Source organism: Dactylosporangium sp. NPDC005572 (genome assembly GCF_040605515.1).
Lineage (GTDB): Bacteria > Actinomycetota > Actinomycetes > Mycobacteriales > Micromonosporaceae > Dactylosporangium.
In genome coordinates this window covers 1-17,469 of record NZ_JBEXCY010000233.1, presented here as the reverse complement: position 1 = coordinate 17,469, position 17,469 = coordinate 1, and the positions used below count along the sequence as shown (strand labels likewise).

The 17,469-nt window shown below is 75.3% G+C and carries 11 protein-coding genes; 5 read left to right on the top strand and 6 right to left on the bottom strand.

The window, feature by feature from the left end; genetic code table 11:
* From ABZS66_RS52745 to ABZS66_RS52720, 6 genes are all read right to left on the bottom strand, one after another.
* Nucleotides 1-8,089 (bottom strand): amino acid adenylation domain-containing protein (locus ABZS66_RS52745; RefSeq protein ID WP_354770984.1); only part of this gene is annotated, 8,089 nt, incomplete at its 3' end.
* An 89-nt stretch (nucleotides 8,090-8,178) separates the two neighbouring features.
* Nucleotides 8,179-8,397, bottom strand: coding sequence for an MbtH family protein (locus tag ABZS66_RS52740; RefSeq protein ID WP_354770982.1), 219 nt, complete (start codon nucleotides 8,395-8,397; stop codon nucleotides 8,179-8,181).
* On the bottom strand, nucleotides 8,394-9,887 hold the full coding sequence (locus ABZS66_RS52735; RefSeq protein ID WP_354770980.1) for a tryptophan 7-halogenase: 1,494 nt from the start codon (nucleotides 9,885-9,887) through the stop codon (nucleotides 8,394-8,396). Before ABZS66_RS52735 ends, ABZS66_RS52740 begins: the two co-directional genes overlap by 4 nt.
* Complete coding sequence (locus ABZS66_RS52730) at nucleotides 9,884-10,129, bottom strand: phosphopantetheine-binding protein (RefSeq protein WP_354770978.1); 246 nt, start codon at nucleotides 10,127-10,129, stop codon at nucleotides 9,884-9,886. Before ABZS66_RS52730 ends, ABZS66_RS52735 begins: the two co-directional genes overlap by 4 nt.
* A 69-nt stretch (nucleotides 10,130-10,198) precedes the next feature.
* A complete protein-coding gene (locus ABZS66_RS52725) occupies nucleotides 10,199-10,804 on the bottom strand; it encodes a GNAT family N-acetyltransferase (protein WP_354770976.1) in 606 nt (201 codons plus the stop codon).
* Nucleotides 10,805-11,821 (bottom strand): ABC transporter substrate-binding protein, encoded by a 1,017-nt coding sequence (locus ABZS66_RS52720; RefSeq protein WP_354770974.1) that lies wholly within the window; start codon nucleotides 11,819-11,821, stop codon nucleotides 10,805-10,807.
* A gap of 131 nt (nucleotides 11,822-11,952) precedes the next feature.
* Here ABZS66_RS52720 and ABZS66_RS52715 point away from each other — a divergent pair, with 131 nt between their 5' ends.
* The 5 genes from ABZS66_RS52715 (at nucleotide 11,953) to ABZS66_RS52695 (ending at nucleotide 17,414) form a co-directional block, all read left to right on the top strand.
* On the top strand, nucleotides 11,953-12,996 hold the full coding sequence (locus ABZS66_RS52715) for an iron ABC transporter permease (RefSeq protein ID WP_354770972.1): 1,044 nt from the start codon (nucleotides 11,953-11,955) through the stop codon (nucleotides 12,994-12,996).
* Nucleotides 12,993-14,048, top strand: a complete 1,056-nt coding sequence (locus tag ABZS66_RS52710; RefSeq protein WP_354770970.1) for an iron chelate uptake ABC transporter family permease subunit — start codon at nucleotides 12,993-12,995, stop codon at nucleotides 14,046-14,048. The genes ABZS66_RS52715 and ABZS66_RS52710 overlap by 4 nt, the downstream gene beginning before the upstream one ends.
* Entirely contained in the window at nucleotides 14,045-14,857 is an 813-nt protein-coding gene (locus ABZS66_RS52705) for an ABC transporter ATP-binding protein (RefSeq protein WP_354770968.1), read from the top strand. Before ABZS66_RS52710 ends, ABZS66_RS52705 begins: the two co-directional genes overlap by 4 nt.
* 212 nt (nucleotides 14,858-15,069) lie before the next feature.
* Nucleotides 15,070-15,963: a terpene synthase family protein gene (locus ABZS66_RS52700; protein WP_354770966.1), complete on the top strand. Its 894-nt coding sequence runs from the start codon at nucleotides 15,070-15,072 to the stop codon at nucleotides 15,961-15,963.
* A gap of 68 nt (nucleotides 15,964-16,031) precedes the next feature.
* Entirely contained in the window at nucleotides 16,032-17,414 is a 1,383-nt protein-coding gene (locus tag ABZS66_RS52695) for a prenyltransferase/squalene oxidase repeat-containing protein (protein WP_354770986.1), read from the top strand.
* Nucleotides 17,415-17,469 lie beyond the last annotated feature (55 nt).

The following is a 17,469-nucleotide window of genomic DNA, read 5'->3' as shown; positions in this document are numbered from 1 at the left end:
ACTCTCCCAGGACCAGCGCCCACGCGCCCTGCACGACCGTGTTCAGCGTCAGGCCGTGCCGGCGGGCGGCCGACGTCAGCCGGGCCGTCGCCGGCTCCCCCAGCAGCATCTCGGCGACCTGCGGCAGCAGGGCGGTGCGCGGTGCCGTGGGAGCGACGAGGGTCGGCTCGTCGACGTCGGCGAGGGCCTCGCTCCAGGCCTGCTCCGCGAGGGTGCGGTCCTGGGCGGCCAGCCAGGCCAGGTGGTCCGTGTAGGGGCGGGGGGCGGGTGCGGGCGCTCCGCCGTACAACTGGAAGAGGTCGCGCATCGCGAGCGGGCCGGACCAGCCGTCCATCAGCAGGTGGTGCTGGGTCACCACGAGCCGGTAGTCGTCGGGGGCGAGGCGGGCCAGCACGAACCGGAGCAGGGGCGGTTCCGACAGGTCGAAGCGGCGGCTGCGCTCCGCGGCCACCGACGGGGCGAACGCCGACGGGGACGCGTCGAGCTCGGTGAACGGGACCTCGGCCACGGCCGGGATGAACTGGACCGGGGCGCCGGTGGCGGTGCGGTCGAAGCCGCCGCGGAGGTTCGGGTAGCGCTCCAGCAGGGCCGCGGCGGCGGACCGGAGGCGGGCCGCGTCGACCGGGCCCGTGAGGGTGTACACCTGCTGGACCGTGTAGACGTCGGTGTCCGACTCGGACAGGAAGTACAACCCCTGCTGCAGCGGCGACAGCGGCAGGACGTCGACGAGGCCGGGGCGCCTCGTGGTGAGCTCGTCGAGCGTCTCGGCGTCGAGGCTGGCGAGCGGCACGTCGGACGGGGTGAGCGCGCCCGCGCCCGGTTGGCCCGCGGCGACCTGCACGGCGACGAGCGCGGCGAGCCAGTCGTCGGCGATCCGGTGGGCGTCGGCGTCGGCGAGAGCGCCGGCCGGGTACGCGAACTCGGTCCGCAGCGCCGGCCCGCCGGGAGTGTCCACGGTGGACGCGTTGACCGCGAGCCGGTGCCGCACCGGCATCCGCGGGTCGGCGGTGGCGTGCGCGGCCGGCAGCTCCGGCGCGATCCCCCAGTCCTCGGCGCTGTCACCGGCCGTGAACCGCCCGAGATAGTTGAACAGCACCTCGGGTTCCGGGCCGGTCAGGGTGCCTCGGGTGTACCGCAGCAGCCCGTACCCGGCGCCGCCGTCGGGCACCGACCGGAGCCGCTCCTTGACCCCGCGGACGACGGCGGCCACACCACCGGCGGCGGCGGGGAGGCGCACCGGGTACTCGCTGGTGAACCAGCCGACGGTCCGCACCAGGTCGGCGCCCGGCACGAGCGGCTCCTCCCGGCCGTGGCCTTCGAGCGCGACGAGCGGCTCGGCGGCCGCGCCGGTCCGCCGGGCCAGGGCGAGCACGAGCCCGGCGAGCAGCACGTCCTGCACCCCGGCCCGGAACGTCTCGGGGACGGTGGTGAGCAGCGGCCCGGTGACGGACGGGTCGAGGGTGACGGTGATCCGCCGCAGGCTGCCCGCGGTGTCCGTGCCGGCGTCGAGCGGCCGGCCGCCGAGGGTGGCCGGCGGGCCGTCGAGCAGCTCGGCCCACGGTGCCGGGTCGGCCGCGCGGGCGGCGGCCTGGAGGCCCTCGGCCCAGGCGCGGAACGGCGTGCCCTCCGGGCGCGGGGTCTCGCCGCGGGCGGCCGCGGCGAGGTCCTCGGCGAGGATGCGCCACGAGACGCCGTCGACGACCAGGTGGTGGGCGACGAGCAGCAGCCGGTCGCGGTCCGGGAACCAGACCGTCTGGAGTATCACGCCGGCGGCCGGGTCGAGCCGGCCGGCCGCGGCCTCACGCTCCCCGGCGATGTCGCCCCCGCGGACGATCCGCAGCCGCGGGTCGACCGGCCCACCCGGAACATCGAGCACCCACCGCCCGCCGCCCGCCGCAGGCACGTCGAGCTCCGCGCCACCGCCGGCCGCCGCGGGGCCGTCGAGCACAGAGCCACCGCCGGCCGTGGCCAGCCGCGCGCCGAGCAGCGCGTGCGGTGCGAGGGCCGCGCGGAGGACGCGGTCGAGCTCGGCCGCGTCCAGGCCGGCCGGGGTGCGCAGGAGCAGGGCCTGCGAGTAGCGGCCGACCGGGGCGTCGAGCTCCCGGAGCCAGGCGATGATCGGCGTCTCGGGGACGCGGCCGTGCCCGGCGTCCGGCGCGCGGGCCGGGCCGGACGCGACCGGCCCAGCGGCGCGGGCCAGCGAGGCGACCGTCTGGTGCTCGAACACGTCGCGCGGCGCGAACCGGAGGCCGGCGTCACGGGCGCGGGACACCAGCTGGATCGACAGGATGCTGTCGCCGCCCAGCGCGAAGAACCCGTCGTGCCGGCCCACGGCGTCGTGGGCAAGCCCCAGCAGCCCGGCGAACAGCCCGGCCAGGGTCTCCTCGACCGGCGTGGCCGGCCGCTCGCTGGCCGCAGTGGGCGCCGGCGCCGGCAGCGCGTCCCGGTCGACCTTGCCGCTCGCGGTGAGCGGCAGCGCGTCGAGCACCACGACGACCGGGACGATCGCCGCGGGCAGGACCGCCGCCGCGTGGTCGCGCAGCTCCTCGGGGGAGGCAGGCGTGCGCGGGACGACGTAGGCGACCAGCGCCGTGCCGCGCTGGACGACCACCGCCTGGGCCACCGCCGGGTGGGCCTCGACGACCGCGGCGACCTCGGCCGGTTCGACCCGGAAGCCGCGCACCTGGACCTGGTCGTCGGTACGGCCGAGGAACTCCAGCTGCCCGTCCGCGGTGCGCCGGACGAGGTCGCCGGTGCGGTAGAGGCAGGTGCCGGACGGGCCGGCCACGAACCGTTCCGCGGTCAGGGCCGGGCGGCCCAGGTAGCCGCGGGCCAGGCCGGCGCCGCCCAGGTACAGCTCGCCGGGGACGCCCGCCGGGACGGGGCGCAGCCCCGCGTCCAGGACGTGGGCGGTCCGGGCCGGGTCGGGGCGGCCGATGAGGACCGGGCCGTCGGGGGTCGCGGTCCAGGTGGTCGCGGTGACGGTGGCCTCGGTGGGGCCGTACGCGTTGACCAGGCGGCGGCCGGCCGACCAGCGGCGCACCACGTCCGGCGGGGCGGCCTCGCCGCCGATGGTGAGCGTGACGCCGGGCGGGATCGCGTCCGCGGGCAGCGCGGCGAGCAGCGCCGGCGGCAGGTCGGCGTGGGTGAGGCGGGCCGCGGTCACGAACGCGCCCAGGGCCGGGCCGAGCCGGGACTCCTCGGGGACGACGACGAGCGTGCCGCCGGAGAGCACCGACGCGGCGAGCTCGCTGATCGCGACGTCGACGGCCGGCGAGACGAACTGCGCGACTCGGGCGCCGGGGCCGGTGCCGAACGCGGCGCGGACGCCCGCCACGAGCACGGCCAAACCCGCGTGCGGGACCACGACGCCCTTGGGGCGGCCGGTGGAGCCCGACGTGAAGATGATGTACGCCGGGTGCCGCGGGTCGACCGGCACCCGCGGGTCGGTGGCGTCCGCCGGGAGGTCGCCGAGCTCGGTGAGGACGAGCACCGGGGACGCGTCGGCGAGCTGCTGGTCGATGCGGGCCGGCGGGTGGTGCACGTCGAGCGGCAGCAGGCAGGCGCCCGACTTGAGCACCGCCAGGATTGCGACGACGAGGTCGGCCGAGCGCGGCATGCGGACGGCGACGACCCGCTCGGGGCCGGCCCCGGCAGCGACCAGCCGGCGGGCGAGGCGGTTGGCGAGCGCATCCAGCTCGGCGTAGGTGAGCGTCCGCGGGCCGTCCTCGACCGCCACCGCGCCGGGCCTGGCAGCGACCTGGTCGGCGAACAGCGCGGCGAACGTCCGCGAGGGGCCGGCGAACGCGGCGCCACGCAGGGGCAGGCGCTCGTCGTCCAGCAGCAGGTCCACAGTGGACAGCGGTGCCGCCGGAGCGGCGACGACCGCGGACAGCAGGCGCAGGAACCGCGTCGCGAGGGCCGCGGCGGTCGAGTGGTCGAAGAGGTCGCTGCGGTACTCGATGCTGCCCTCGAGGCCGGTGGGGCGCTCGGCGACGTCGAACGTCAGGTCGAACTTCGCCGTGCCGGTGGCCACCAGCCGCGGGGTCGCGCGGACGCCGGGGAAGCCGGCGACCTCGGGCAGGGCCGCCTGGTAGGAGACCATGACCGAGAACAGCGGGTGGTGGGCGAGCGAGCGCTGCGGGTTGAGCGCCTCGACGAGCTGCTCGAACGGCAGGTCCTGGTGGGCGAGGGCGGCCAGGTCGAGGGCGCGGACCCGGGCCAGCAGGCCGGCGAACGACGGGTCGCCGGAGACGTCGGTGCGCAGCACGACGGTGTTGACGAAGAAGCCGACGAGCCGTTCGAGGGCGTCCTCGCCGCGGCCGGCGACCGGGGTGCCGAGCGGGATGTCGGTGCCCGCGCCGAGCCGGCTGAGCAGCGCGGCGACGGCGGCCTGCACGGTCATGAACAGCGTGACGCCGTGACTGCGGGCCAGGTCGCGCAGGGCCCGCGCCAGGTCCGGCGGGATCGGGAACGTGACGGTGCCACCGGCCGCGGCGGCCCGGGCCGGGCGGGGACGGTCGGCCGGCAGCCGCAGCGTCTCGGGGGCGCCGTCGAGGGCGTCGCGCCAGTACTCCAGGTGCTCGTCCATCGGCAGCCGGGCCTGCCAGGCGGCGTAGTCGGCGTACCGCACCGGCAGCGGCGCCCAGGCCGGCGCGCGCCCGGCGAGGCGGGCGGCGTAGGCGGTGGCGAGGTCGTCGAGCATCGGCGTGAGCGACCACTCGTCGCCGGCGATGTGGTGGACGAGCAGCAGCAGGACGTGCCGGTCGGGCCCGGCGGTGAAGACGGTGGCCCGCAGCGGCGCCTCGGTGGCGATGTCGAACGGGACGCGGACCGCGGCCTCCACGGCGCCGTCCCGCAGCGGACGTACTTCGAACGACGGCGAGGCGTCGAGCAGCACGGGTGTGCCGTCCGGCCCGGCGAAGACCGTGCGCAGCGGCTCGTGCCGGGTGACCAGGTCGGCCAGCGCGGCCCGCAGCGCGGCCGGGTCGAGCGGCCCGTCGAGGTCGAGGGCGAGCGGCAGGTTGTAAGTGGCGTTCGGCCCGTCGAGCCGGGACAGGAACCACAGCCGCCGCTGCGCGGCCGACATCGCGGTCCCGCCGGTGCCCGGCAGCAGCGCCGGCCGCTCACTGGCGACGAGGCGTTCGGCCAGGCCGGCCACGGTCGGCGCGTCGAACACGTCGCGCAGGGACAGGTCGGCGCCGAGCACGGTGCGGACCCGAGCGGCGACCCGCGCGGCGAGCAGCGAGTGGCCGCCGAGGGCGAAGAAGTCGTCGTGGGCACCGACCGCCGGCACGCCGAGCACGTCGGCGAAGATCCCGGCGAGCAGCGCCTCGGCCGGGGTGCGGAACGCCTCAGCGGCGGGCGAGGACGATGCCACCGGGGCCGGCAGCGCGACCCGGTCGAGCTTGCCGTTCGGCGTGGTGGGCAGCGCGTCGAGGACGACGAACGCGGCCGGCACCATGTAGTCGGGCAGCGCCTCGGCGGCCCGCCGGCGCAGGGCGACGACGTCGACAGCGGTACCGACGACGTAGGCGACCAGGCGACGGTCGCCCGGGCGGTCCTCGCGGACGACCACGACGGCCCGCTGCACGGCCGGGTCGGTCTCCAGGACCGCCTCGACCTCGCCGAGCTCGATCCGGAAGCCGCGCAGCTTCACCTGGTGGTCGACCCGGCCGAGGACGTCGAACGTGCCGTCGGCGCGGCGGCGGGCCAGGTCACCGGTCCGGTAGAGGCGGGACCCGGGCTCGAACGGGTCGGCCACGAACCGGGACGCGGTGAGGCCGGACCGGCCGAGGTAGCCGCGGGCGACGCCGGCGCCGGCCAGGTACAGCTCGCCGGGGAACCCGTCGGGCACCGGGCGCAGCGCCGCGTCGAGGACGTAGGCGCGGGTGTTCCAGATCGGCCCGCCGACGCTGACGGTGTCGTCGGTGAGCCGCTGGGCGGTGGACCAGATGGTGGTCTCGGTGGGGCCGTAGAGGTTGGTCACCTCGGCGGCGTGCTTGCGCAGCTCGGCGGCGAGCTCGGGCGGCAGCGCCTCGCCGCCGACGAGGACCCGCAGCCCGCTCAGCGCGAGGGCGCCGCCGGACTCGTCGACCAGGGCACGCCACAGGGTCGGGGTGGCCTGCACGACGGTCGCGCCGGTGTCCCGCACGAGGGCGGTCAGCGCCGCCGGGTCCTGCACGGCCTCCTTCGGCGCGAGGACGACGGCGGCGCCGTCGAGCAGCGGGAGGTACAACTCGAGCCCGGAGATGTCGAAGCTCACCGTGGTGACGGCGACGAGCCGGTCGGCCGCGCCGAGGGGGACCGTCTCGCGCATCGCGAGCAGGAAGTTCACCAGGTTCTCGCGGGTGACGACGACGCCCTTGGGCCGGCCGGTCGACCCGGACGTGTAGAGCACGTAGGCGGCGTCGTGCGGCCGATGCCCGACGGCCGGGCAGGGCGCCTCGACGCCGTCGAGTTCCGCCAGTACCGCCGGGGTGACGACGAGCGCCGGCGCGCTGTCGGTGACCATCCACTCCAGACGGTCGGCCGGGAAGTCGGGGTCGAGCGGCAGGTAGGCGGCGCCGGTGCGCTGCACGGCGAGGAGCGTGACGAGCAGGTCGGCGGTGCGGGGCAGGCGGACGCCGACGATCCGGCCGGGCGCCGCGCCGCGCGCGGCGAGGGCCCCGGCCAGGGACGAGACCCGTGCCGCCAGGTCCGCGTAGGACACCGCCGACCCGTCCGGCCCGACCACGGCGGTCGCGCCGGGCGTGCGGGCGGCCTGGGCCAGCCACAGTTCGGTGAAGCCCGCGGCGGGCAGCGGCCGGTCGGTGTCGTGCGGCGCCGGCGCGGCGGTGAGACCGAGCCGTCCGGTCGGCGTGTCCGGCGTCGCAGCCGCGAACGCCGTCAGCAGGCCGGCGAGGCGCTCGGCGTGCCCGTCGAGGTCGAGCGCGGTGTAGCGGGCGGGGTTCGCGTCGAGGACGACCTCCAGGACGTCGCCGCCGCGGTCGTCGACGGTGATCGAGAGGTCGTCGACCGGTCCGGCCGAGATGTAGCGCGGGGTGCCGGTCAGGCCGGCGAACGAGAGCGACGCACCGAAGGGCTTGATGTTCACCCAGGGACCGACGAGCCGCCGGCCACCGCCGACGAGGCCGAGGTCGCGCCGGATGTCCTCACCCCGGTAGCGCTGGTGCCGCCGGATCGCCCTGATCTCGGCGGCGACCCGGCCGACCAGCGCGCCTACCGGAAGGGCAGGCTCGACCGGCACCCGCAGCGGCAGCACGTTGACGGCGGTGACCGGCACCTTCGCCGCGACCGAGCCGAGCCGCCCCATCATGGGCAGCCCCAGGACGGGCGACGCGCTGCCGGTGAGCCGGTGCACGTACACGGCAACGGCGGCGAGCAGCGCCTCGACCCGGGTCGCGCCGAGCGTGTGCAGCGCCCGGCCCACCTCGGCCGGCAGCGTGATCGCCCGGCGCAGGAAGGTGGGGCTCGGCCGGACCGGTCCGGACGAGAGGTCGGGCACCTCGACACCGGCCAGGTGTGCGCGCCAGAAGTCGCGGTCGGCGGCGAACTTCGGGGAGGACCGGTAGGCGGCGTCCTCGGCGACGACGTCCGACAGCCGGCCGAAGAATTCTTGGCCCGGGAGTGAACCGGACTCGACGAGCACGGTGTACACCGTGGCGAGGCGCTGCGAGAGGAGGGCGAACGTGTACGCGTCCATCACGATGTGGTGGCAGCGCTGGTACCACGTCCAGCGCCCGGGGCCGCGCCGGATGAGCGCCTGGGCGAACACGGGCCCGTTCGCCAGGTCGATCGGGGTTGCGAGGTCGGCGCGCAACCACGCCTCGGCGGCGTCATCGTCGAGATCGAGAATGGTCAACGTCCAGTCGAGCTCGTCGAGCACCTCCTGCGCGTCGGCGGTGAACCGGGCCCGCAGCGCGTCGGACTCGGCGACGACGGCGCGCAGCGCGCGCTCGAACCGCTCGGGGTCGAGCTCGCCCGCGATGTCGACGCAGGCGGCGGTGGTGTACGCCGGCCCGGGGTCGAGCTGCTGGGCGTACCAGACGCCGGCCTGGGCTCCGGTGAGGTCGAGACGGTCGGGCACGTGGGGGCTCCTCGGTGGTGGTGCGCGCAGCGCAGGCCCCGCCGCGCCGGACGGGCGCGACGGGGTGCGGTGAGGCCGGCGGGTGGCGGTCAGCCGGCCGCTTCCATCTGGGCGACCAGGCTCTTCGGCCGCATGTCGGTCCAGTGCGTCTCGACGTAGTCGAGGCACGCGGCCCGGCTCTCCTCGCCGAAGACGGCCGTCCAGCCGGCCGGCACCTCGGCGAACGACGGCCACAGGGAGTGCTGGCCCTCGTCGTTGACCAGAACGAAGTAGCGGCCGTCCGCGTCCTCGAACGGGTTGGTCGTCATCGCGCCTCCTCCAGCAGCGTGGCGGGCTCCACCCAGGACAGCCCGTCGGGCGCGGGCACCAGCCCGCCGTCGAGCAGCGGCAGCTCGCGGGCGGCGGTGCCCTGGACGCCGCGGACCTGGATGTTGTTCATCTCCTGCATGACCTCCCGGACCACGGGGGTGCCGAAGAGGTGGTGCATGCGCTCCCCGGACGGCGTCTGCATGTCGCCGGTGCGCTCGACGGCGTCGGCGAGGGCGCCCGACGAGTCGCGGAAGGCCGCGAGGGCGTTCTCGCCGGAGTGCACGCCGCCGACCAGGCTGACGAACGCCTCCAGGTCGGTGGTGGAGAAGTTGGTGACCTTGCGGGCCTTCCAGAAGTACGACTCCTCGGTGCTCTGCATGTCGTAGAACGCGGAGAGGAACTCGTAGAAGACCCGGTATTCGCGGCGGTAGCGGCCCTCGAACTCGCCGAAGGCGCGCTCCTCGGACACGTCGCCGGCGAGCACGCTGCTGATCGACCGGGCGGCCAGCAGGCCGGCGTAGGTGGCCAGGTGCACGCCGGTGGAGAACACCGGGTCGATGAAGCAGGCCGCGTCGCCGACGAGCACCATGCCGGGGCGGTGGAAGGTGCTGTTGGTGTACGAGTAGTCCTTGCGGGTGCGCAGCTCGCCGTAGACGCCCTCGGTGACCCGGGTGGCGCCGGACAGGAAGTCCTTGACGATCGCGCAGCGGTCGACGAAGCCGAGCAGCGCCTGCTCCTGGTCGCCCTGGAGGCGGGCGGCGTGCTCGCGGCTGATCACCGCGCCGACGCTGGTCAGCGTGTCGGACAGCGGGATGTACCAGATCCATCCCTCGTCGAACGCCGCGCAGAGGATGTTGCCGGAGTCGGGCGCCGGGAGCCGCTTGCCGCCCTCGAAGTAGCCGAAGAGCGCGATGTTGCGGAAGAACTCGGAGTAGACCCGCTCGCCGCCGACGTGCTGGTGCACCCGGCTGCGGTTGCCGGAGGCGTCGACCACGAACGAGGCGCGGACCTCCCGCTCGACGCCGTCCGGGCCGGTGTACCGCACGCCGCGCACCCGCTCCGCGTCGTCGACGACGCTGGTGACCGGGCCGTTCTCGCGCACGTCGACGCCGTGCCGGGCGGCGTTGCGCAGCAGGATCTCGTCGAACTTCATCCGCTCGACCTGGTACGCGTACGAGGTCGGGCCGGACAGCTCCGGCGCGATCGCGAACAGGAAGTTCCACGGCACCGGGTTGGTGCCCCAGCGGAAGCTGCCGCCGCGCTTCACCATGAACGCGGCCTTCTCCAGCTCCTCGGTGACGCCGAGCAGCCGGCCGATCCCGTGGACGGTCGAGGGCAGCAGCGACTCCCCGATCTGGTACCGCGGGAAGGTCTCCTTCTCCAGCAGCACGACCCGGTGGCCCCGCCTGGCCAGCAGCGTGGCGACGGTGGACCCGCCGGGTCCGCCCCCGACGACCACGACGTCGGTGTTCTCGATGATCGGGCTCAACGCTTCCCCTCCAGCAGGTCGAACCACGCGGCGACCGTCGGCTCCTGCGCCAGGTCCAGGTAGCCGGCCTCGAAACCGGCCTCGCGCCAGCGGGTGGCGAGGCTCATCAGCCGGATCGAGTCGAGGCCGAGATCGATGAGGTTCTCGTCGTCGGCGAAGCTGCCGGGCTCTTCGGCGAGCACCTCGGCGACGTCGCTGCGCAGCTGTTCGAGGCTCAGGGAAGGGCTCAGGGGTGCGGTCATCTGCGGGGTTCCTTCGTCCTTCGAGCGGCCGAAACCGCCGCCCGATCTAGTTAGGTAAGGCTAAGCTAACTATTTCGGCCACGTAAAGGGCTCTTTTGGTGGCAAACCACAGAACAGCAGTTCAGCCCGCTTGTGACCGAGATCGCTGACGCCCAGGGACTGGAACCCGGCCCCGGCGAACATCCGCAGCGCGATCTCGTGCCGCTCGTCGGGGTCGGCGAGCACCCGCAGGCAGCGCGGGTCGGCGACGAACAGCCCCTCCGCGAGCGCGCGCACCATCGCGCGGCCCAGGCCCTGCCCGGTGTGCTCGCGGTCCCCGATCGCGAGGTGGATGCCCAGGTCGTAGGGGTCCGCCTCGTACTGCAGGCCGACCACGTCGCGCGGTACCCGATAGATCTCCACGTACGCCAGCGGCGAACCGGCGTAGGAGACCAGGTAGGGCCGGGTGCAGTCGCCGGCGAGCTGCGCGGCGATCGTGCCGGCCCACCGCGCCGGCGGCCAGGCCTGCTCCCAGAACCGGGCCACGTGCGGCTCGTTCATCCACGCGCTGACGAGGTCCGCGTCGGCGGTCGTCAGCACCCGGGCCGCCCACGGGTCGGTCAGCAGCGGGACGGGCGGCGGCCCCGCCGCGACGACCGTCGCGGCGAGACCTGCCGTCACCTCACGCGTGGACACTCAGGGAGCTGCCTTGGCGGCGGTGGCGATCAACGGCACGACGTTGTCGATGATGTACTGCACCGACAGCGGCGTCGGCGTGCGCAGCGACGAGAACTGGGCCTCGGTCAGCGCCACGTAGGCGCCCCGCTTGACCACGTTGAGGCTCTTGAACAGCGCGTTGCCCTCCAGCGCGGTCTTCAGCCCGTCCTCGGTGTAGTAGGCCAGCAGCACGTCGGCGTCGAGGACGCTGACCTTCTCCAGGCTCACCTGGACCGCGAACTCCTCGCCCTGCAGGCCGGCCACGCTCGGCGCGAGCGTCATGCCGAAGTCGTTGAGCATCTTCACGCCGGCGTCCTTGTCGGAGCGCAGGACGCCGACCGAGCCGGCCTCCCACACCTGCGTGATGGCGAACTTCTTGCCGGCCAGCTCGGGGTGGTCGGTCTTGACCTTGGCGATCCTGCCCTCGACCTCGGTGACGATCTTCTCGGCCTCCGCCGTCCTGCCCACCGCCTTGGCCACCTGCCGCAGCGTGGTCTGCCACGGGTCCTCGAAGGCGCCCGTCGTCTCGTACGCGGTGGTCGGGGCGAGCTTGCTGAGCTTGGCGTACTCGTCGTCGATGTAGTAGTCGCCGCCGGCCAGGATGAGGTCCGGGTTGAGCGCGGCGATCTTCTCCACGTCGAAGCCGGTGTCGCCGGCCGTCAGCACGGCCGGCGAGCCGGTGAGCCGCGGCTTGGCCCAGGCCGTGACGCCGCCCTCGCCGGACGACTCGGCGATGCCGACCGGCTGGACGCCGAGCAGCAGCAGCGCGTCGAGGTCCGCGTCCGACAGCGCGACGATGCGCTTCGGCGCGGCGGACACGGTGGCGGTGCCGAGCTTGTGCGTCAGGCTGACCGGATAGCTCGCCGCCACGCCGGACGAGGCCGGCGACGAGGGCTCCTCGGTGTCGCTGCCGCACGCGCTGACCAGCGCCAACGCGGTGGCGAGAGCGACGCCGGCCGCCGCGGCGCGACGGGCGGAGCGCAGGGAAAAGGCCATGGGGACCTCACAGTCGAAGTTAGGTTAGGCAAACCTAAGCTACGATCTCCCGCGAAAGCAAGGCTGGCGCCCTGCTGTGGTAAGGCTAACCTTCCATTGCCCGACAGCGATACCTCGGAGGGAAAATATTCATGGCGGCCACTCTCCGGCCGGCCCGCCCGGCCCGGTCGAAGCGGTCCGGACCCCGCCGCGGCACGGCGCTCGCCGCCCTGGCCACGGCCGTCGCCGCCGCCGTCGTCCTGAGCCTCGCGGTCGGCGCGCAGACGCTCAGCCCGGCCGAGGTCTGGCACGCCGTCGTCGCCCCCGAGCCCGGCGCGCAGGCCACCGCGATCGTCCGCGACCTGCGCCTGCCGCGCACGATCCTGGGCCTGCTGGTCGGGCTCGCGCTCGGCGCGGCCGGCGCGCTGACCCAGGGCCACACCCGCAACCCGATCGCCGACCCGGGCCTGCTCGGCATCTCGGCCGGCGCCGCGTTCGCCGTCGTCATCGGCATCCAACTCGGCGCGGACGCGCTCACCGGCTACGTCTGGTTCGCCTTCGCCGGCGCCCTGCTCGCCAGCGTCCTGGTCTTCGGCATCGCCGCCGGCCGGCAGGGCGGCCCGACCCCGGTCGCGCTCGCCCTGGCCGGCATGGCGATCAGCTCGCTGCTCTCGGCGTTCACCCAGTCGATCCTGCTCGCCGACGACGCCAGCCTCAACGTCTTCCGCTTCTGGGTGGTCGGCTCGCTGTCCGGGCGCGACACCGGCGTGGCCGCCCAGGTGTCGCCCTTCATCGTGGCGGGCCTGCTGCTCGCGCTCTTCAACGCGCCCGCACTGAACGCCCTCGGCCTCGGCGAGGACGTGGCACGGGCGCTGGGCCAACGGGTGTTCGCCGCGCGTGCGGTCGGAGTGGCGGCCATCGTACTGCTGACCGGCGCGGCCACGGCCGCCTGCGGGCCGATCGGCTTCCTGGGCCTGGTCGTCCCGCACGCCGCCCGTGCGCTCACCGGCCCCGACCACCGCTGGCTGATCCCCTGCTCGGCGCTGGCCGGCGCGGCGGTGCTGCTCGCCGCCGACGTCCTCGGCCGGGTCGTGGTCCGCCCGGCCGAGCTGCAGACCGGCATCGTCCTCGCCGCCGTCGGCGCACCGTTCTTCATCGCCCTGGTCCGCCGCCGCCGCGGCGTGGTGAAGCTGTGACCGCCCTGCTCGTCCGGCCCGCCGGGCGCCGCCTGGTGCGCGCCGGCCGGCTCTCCACCACCGTCTCGGCGCGGTCCGTCGTGGTCGGTGCGGCCGGGCTGGCGGCCACGGCCGCGGTCGCCGTGGTGAGCATCGGCCAGGGCAGCTTCACCATCGCGCCGGCCGACGTCGTCGACGTGCTGCTCGGCGGTGGGACGGGCGCGCAGCGGCTCGTCGTGCTCGACCTGCGGCTGCCCCGCATCCTCACCGCCCTGCTCGTCGGCGCGGCCCTCGCGGCCTCCGGCGCGCTGACCCAGACGTTCACCCGCAACCCCCTGGCCAGCCCGGACGTTCTCGGCGTCACCAACGGGGCGTCGCTGGGCGCGGTCGCCGTCATCGTGCTCGCCGGGCCGGCCTCCGGCGCCGTGCCGCTGGCCGCGCTCGCCGGCGGCCTGGTCGCGGCCACGCTCGTGTACCTGCTCGCCTGGCGCCGCGGCATCGACGGCTACCGCCTGGTGCTCGTCGGCCTCGGCGTCGGCGAGATCGTGCAGAGCGGCGTCTCGTGGTTCCTGGTGCGGGCCGAGATCGTCGACGCCGCCCGGGCGACCGTGTGGCTCAACGGCTCGGTCGCCGGCGCGGACTGGGCCCAGGTGCGGCCGCTCGCCGCCGCGCTCGCCGTGCTGCTGCCGGTCGCCGTGGCGACGTCGTTCACGCTCCAGGCCCTGCAGTTCGACGACGACGTGACGCGGTCGCTCGGGGTACGGCTGCAACCGGCACGGCTCGCGGTCGTCCTCACCGCCGTCGCGCTCGCCGCCGCGGCCGTCTCCGCCGCCGGCCCGGTCGAGTTCGTGGCGTTCGTCGTACCGCAGATCGCGCTACGCCTGTGCGGCGGCTCCCGCCCGCCGGTGCTCGTCTCGGCGATCCTCGGCGCGCTGCTCGTCTCGGCCGCCGACCTCGCCGCCCGCACCACGCTGCCCGACCGGGAGCTGCCGGTCGGCCTGGTCACCGCGATCGTCGGCGCCCCGTACCTGCTCTGGCTGCTCGTCCGCACGAACCGAAGGGTGTCGGCATGACCGCACGGCTGCGCGCGAGCGCGTTACGCCTCGGCTACGGCGACGCCGTCGTCGTCGACGGCCTCGACCTCGACGTCCCCGACGGCAAGGTGACCGCCGTCGTCGGCCCCAACGGCTGCGGCAAGTCGACCCTGCTGCGCGCCCTCGGCCGGCTGCTGCGCCCGCGGGCCGGCGAGGTCCGGCTCGACGGCCGCCGGCTCGACCGCATCCCGACCCGCGAGGTGGCCCGCACGATCGGCATGCTGCCGCAAAGCCCGGTCGCCCCCGACGGCCTCACCGTCGCCGACCTGGTGATGCGCGGCCGGCACCCGCATCAGAACTGGTTCCGCCAGTGGTCGGCGGCCGACCAGGAGGTCGTCACCGAGGCGCTCGAGTGGACCGACATCCGCGACCTCGCGGACCGGGCGGTCGACACGCTCTCCGGCGGCCAGCGGCAGCGGGCCTGGATCTCGATGGCCCTCGCGCAGGGCACCGAGATCCTGCTGCTCGACGAGCCGACGACGTACCTCGACCTGAGCCACCAGATCGACGTGCTGGACCTGGTGGCCCGGCTGCACCGCGAGCGCGGCCGGACGATCGTCATGGTGCTGCACGACCTGAGCCTGGCCGCGCGGTACGCCGACCACGTGGTCGCCATGCGCGACGGCCGGATCGTCGCGCAGGGCCCGCCCGCGTCGGTGTTCACCGTGGAGCTGCTGGCCGACGTGTTCGGCCTGGCCGCCCTGGTCGTGCCCGACCCGGCGACGGGCACGCCGCTCGTGGTACCGCTCCCCCGCCCGGCCACCCGGATGGCGAACCAAGCCGTATAGTGGGTTCCGTCGATGCCTTCCGCACCTTCACATGGTGACTGTTTCGCCGCCGGCAACCGGTCTGCCACAAGTTACATACCCGGTAAATATGTATATCGATCACCGTGGGGATGGTCGGTCACCGCTCCTGGATGCGATGATCGTGCAGGTTTCGAAATGCACGTTGCGAATCGGCCCGGGCGCCGCGATGCCCGGGTCTATGGGGGTGGCACATGTCCGTCGTTCCTGTGTCCACGATGGACGGTGAGCTAGCCGCCGCCGCCGAGCAGGGCCGGGTCTCGGGCCTGGCCGCCGGCGGGCAGCGCGACCTGCGGGCCGTCGCCGCAGCCTATCCCGAGCTGTTCCCGGCCAACCCGTTCGACCCGGCGGTGTTCGGCACGATCGCCCTGGCGACCGCGTTCGGCGCGCCGTGGTGCACCCGCGAGCAGCTGCGCGCCGCCAACCTGACCGCGCTGTGGGTCTTCGCCGCCGACTGGCGCATCGACTACCTCGCGCGCACCGCCGACGACGTCGACGGCGTGGTCGAGCGCTGCCTGTCCACCGCGGACGGCGCCGCGCCCGATGCCGGCGACGACCTGTCGCGGCTGCTCGCCGACATCCGCGACGAGCTCGCCGCCGCCCCCGCGTTCGCCGCGCACCGCCCGGCCTGGCGCGAGGAGCTGCGCCGGATGCTCGCCGCGATGCGCCGCGAGTGGGCCTGGAAGTCCGCACGGACGCTGCCCGATCTCGACACGTACCTCGACAACGCCGACAACTTCGGGTCGTCCTGGGTCAACGTGTCGCACTGGCTCGTCGCCGGCGAGCCCGGCGCCCTCGACCGGCTGCCGGCGCTGACCGCCGCCGGGCGCGAGGTCCAGCGGGTCCTGCGGCTCGTCAACGACCTCGCCACCTACGACCGCGACGTCGGCTGGGGCGACCTCAACGCGCTCATGCTCGGCGCCGACCGCGACGAGGTCACCCGCCTGGTCGGCAAGCTCGCCCGGCAGGCGGTCGGCACCGCCGCGGCGCTCGCGGAGCACTGCCCGCAGGAGGCGGCGTACCTCGCCCGCCAGGTCGGCTTCAGCACCGGCTTCTACCGGGTCACCGACTTCTGGGGCGAGCTGTGAGCATCGACGAGATCCTGCCGGCCGAGCGCCTCGCCGAGCCGGGCCTGGCCCACGAGGTACACGACCTCATGGAAGGCCTCGCGCGGGAGCCCTGGGGGCAGGTGTCCCCCTCGGTCTACGAGACCGCCCGCGTGGTCAGCCTCGCGCCGTGGGTGCCGGGCCAGGCCGAGCGGGTGCGCTACCTGCTCTGCGTGCAGCGGCCCGACGGCGGCTGGGGGCCGCCCGGCGGGTACGCGGTGGTGCCGACGCTCAGCGCGACCGAGGCGCTGCTGGCGGCCGGCCCGCGCCCGGCGGCGGAGCGGGGGCTCGCGTTCCTGCGCCGCCTGCTGCCGGCGGCGGCGTCCGTCCCGGACACTCCGGCCGCGGACCTCATCGTGCCGGCGCTGGTCGAGCGGATCAACGAGCGCACCGGCGCGGCGCTGCCGCTGCCGGCGGGCATCGACGGCCGTCGGCTCGCCGCGGTGCGGCAGCACTTCCGCAGCGGCGCCGCGGTACCGGAGAAGCTCCTGCATGCCCTGGAGGTCCTCGGCGACGGTGCGCGTGACGCGCGCGGGGTGCGCCCGGTCGGGCCCGGCGCCGTCGGTGCCTCGCCGGCCGCGACCGCCGCCTGGCTCGGGGGTCCACGCGCCTCGGCGGCCATCTCGTACCTCGGCGCCGCCGCGCGCCGCCACGGCGGCCCGGTGCCCTGCGCCACCCCGATCACCGTCTTCGAGCGGGCCTGGGTGCTCGGCGGGCTGGCCCGGGCCGGCGTCGCCTTCACCGCATCGACCGGGATCGTCGCCAGCCTCACCGCGGACTGGGGCCCGTCCGGCACGGCCGCCGGTCCCGGCCTGCCGGCCGACGCCGACACCACGGCGGTCGTCCTGTTCGCGCTCGGCGAGCTCGGGCATCCGGTGGACCCCGGCGTGCTCCAGGCGTACGACCTCGGCGACAGCTTCTGCACCTGGCCCGGCGAGGACGGCTCCTCGGTCACCACGAACGCCCACGTCCTGGACGCCTTCGGCGTCGCCGGGCGGCGCGACGTCGTCGACCGGCTCGCCGCCTGGCTGTGCTCGCAGCAGCAGGACGACGGTTCCTGGCACGACCGCTGGCACAGCTCGCCGTATTACGCCACCGCCTGCTGCGTGCTCGCGCTGGCCCGGTTCGGCCGCGGACCGGCGGTCACCGCCGCGATCGCCCGGGCCGCGGAGTGGGTCGCCGGGACCCGCCGCCACGACGGCTCGTGGGGCCGCTGGGGCGGCACGGCGGAGGAGACCGCGTACGCGGTGCACGTGCTGCTCGCGCCGGGTGCGGGCGGCTGGCCGGGCCTGGGCGCGACCGAGCGTTATCTCGCCGGGCGCCCGCACGTCGACCCGCCGCTGTGGCACGACAAGGACCTCTACGCGCCGCACGCGATCGTCCGGGCCGCCGTCCTGTCCGCACGCCAGCTGATGCTCCGCAACAGGGCCTAAGCCCTGTCCTGCCGATCATGTCGAGCCGAGACGGAGTCCAGATTTCGTCTGGCGT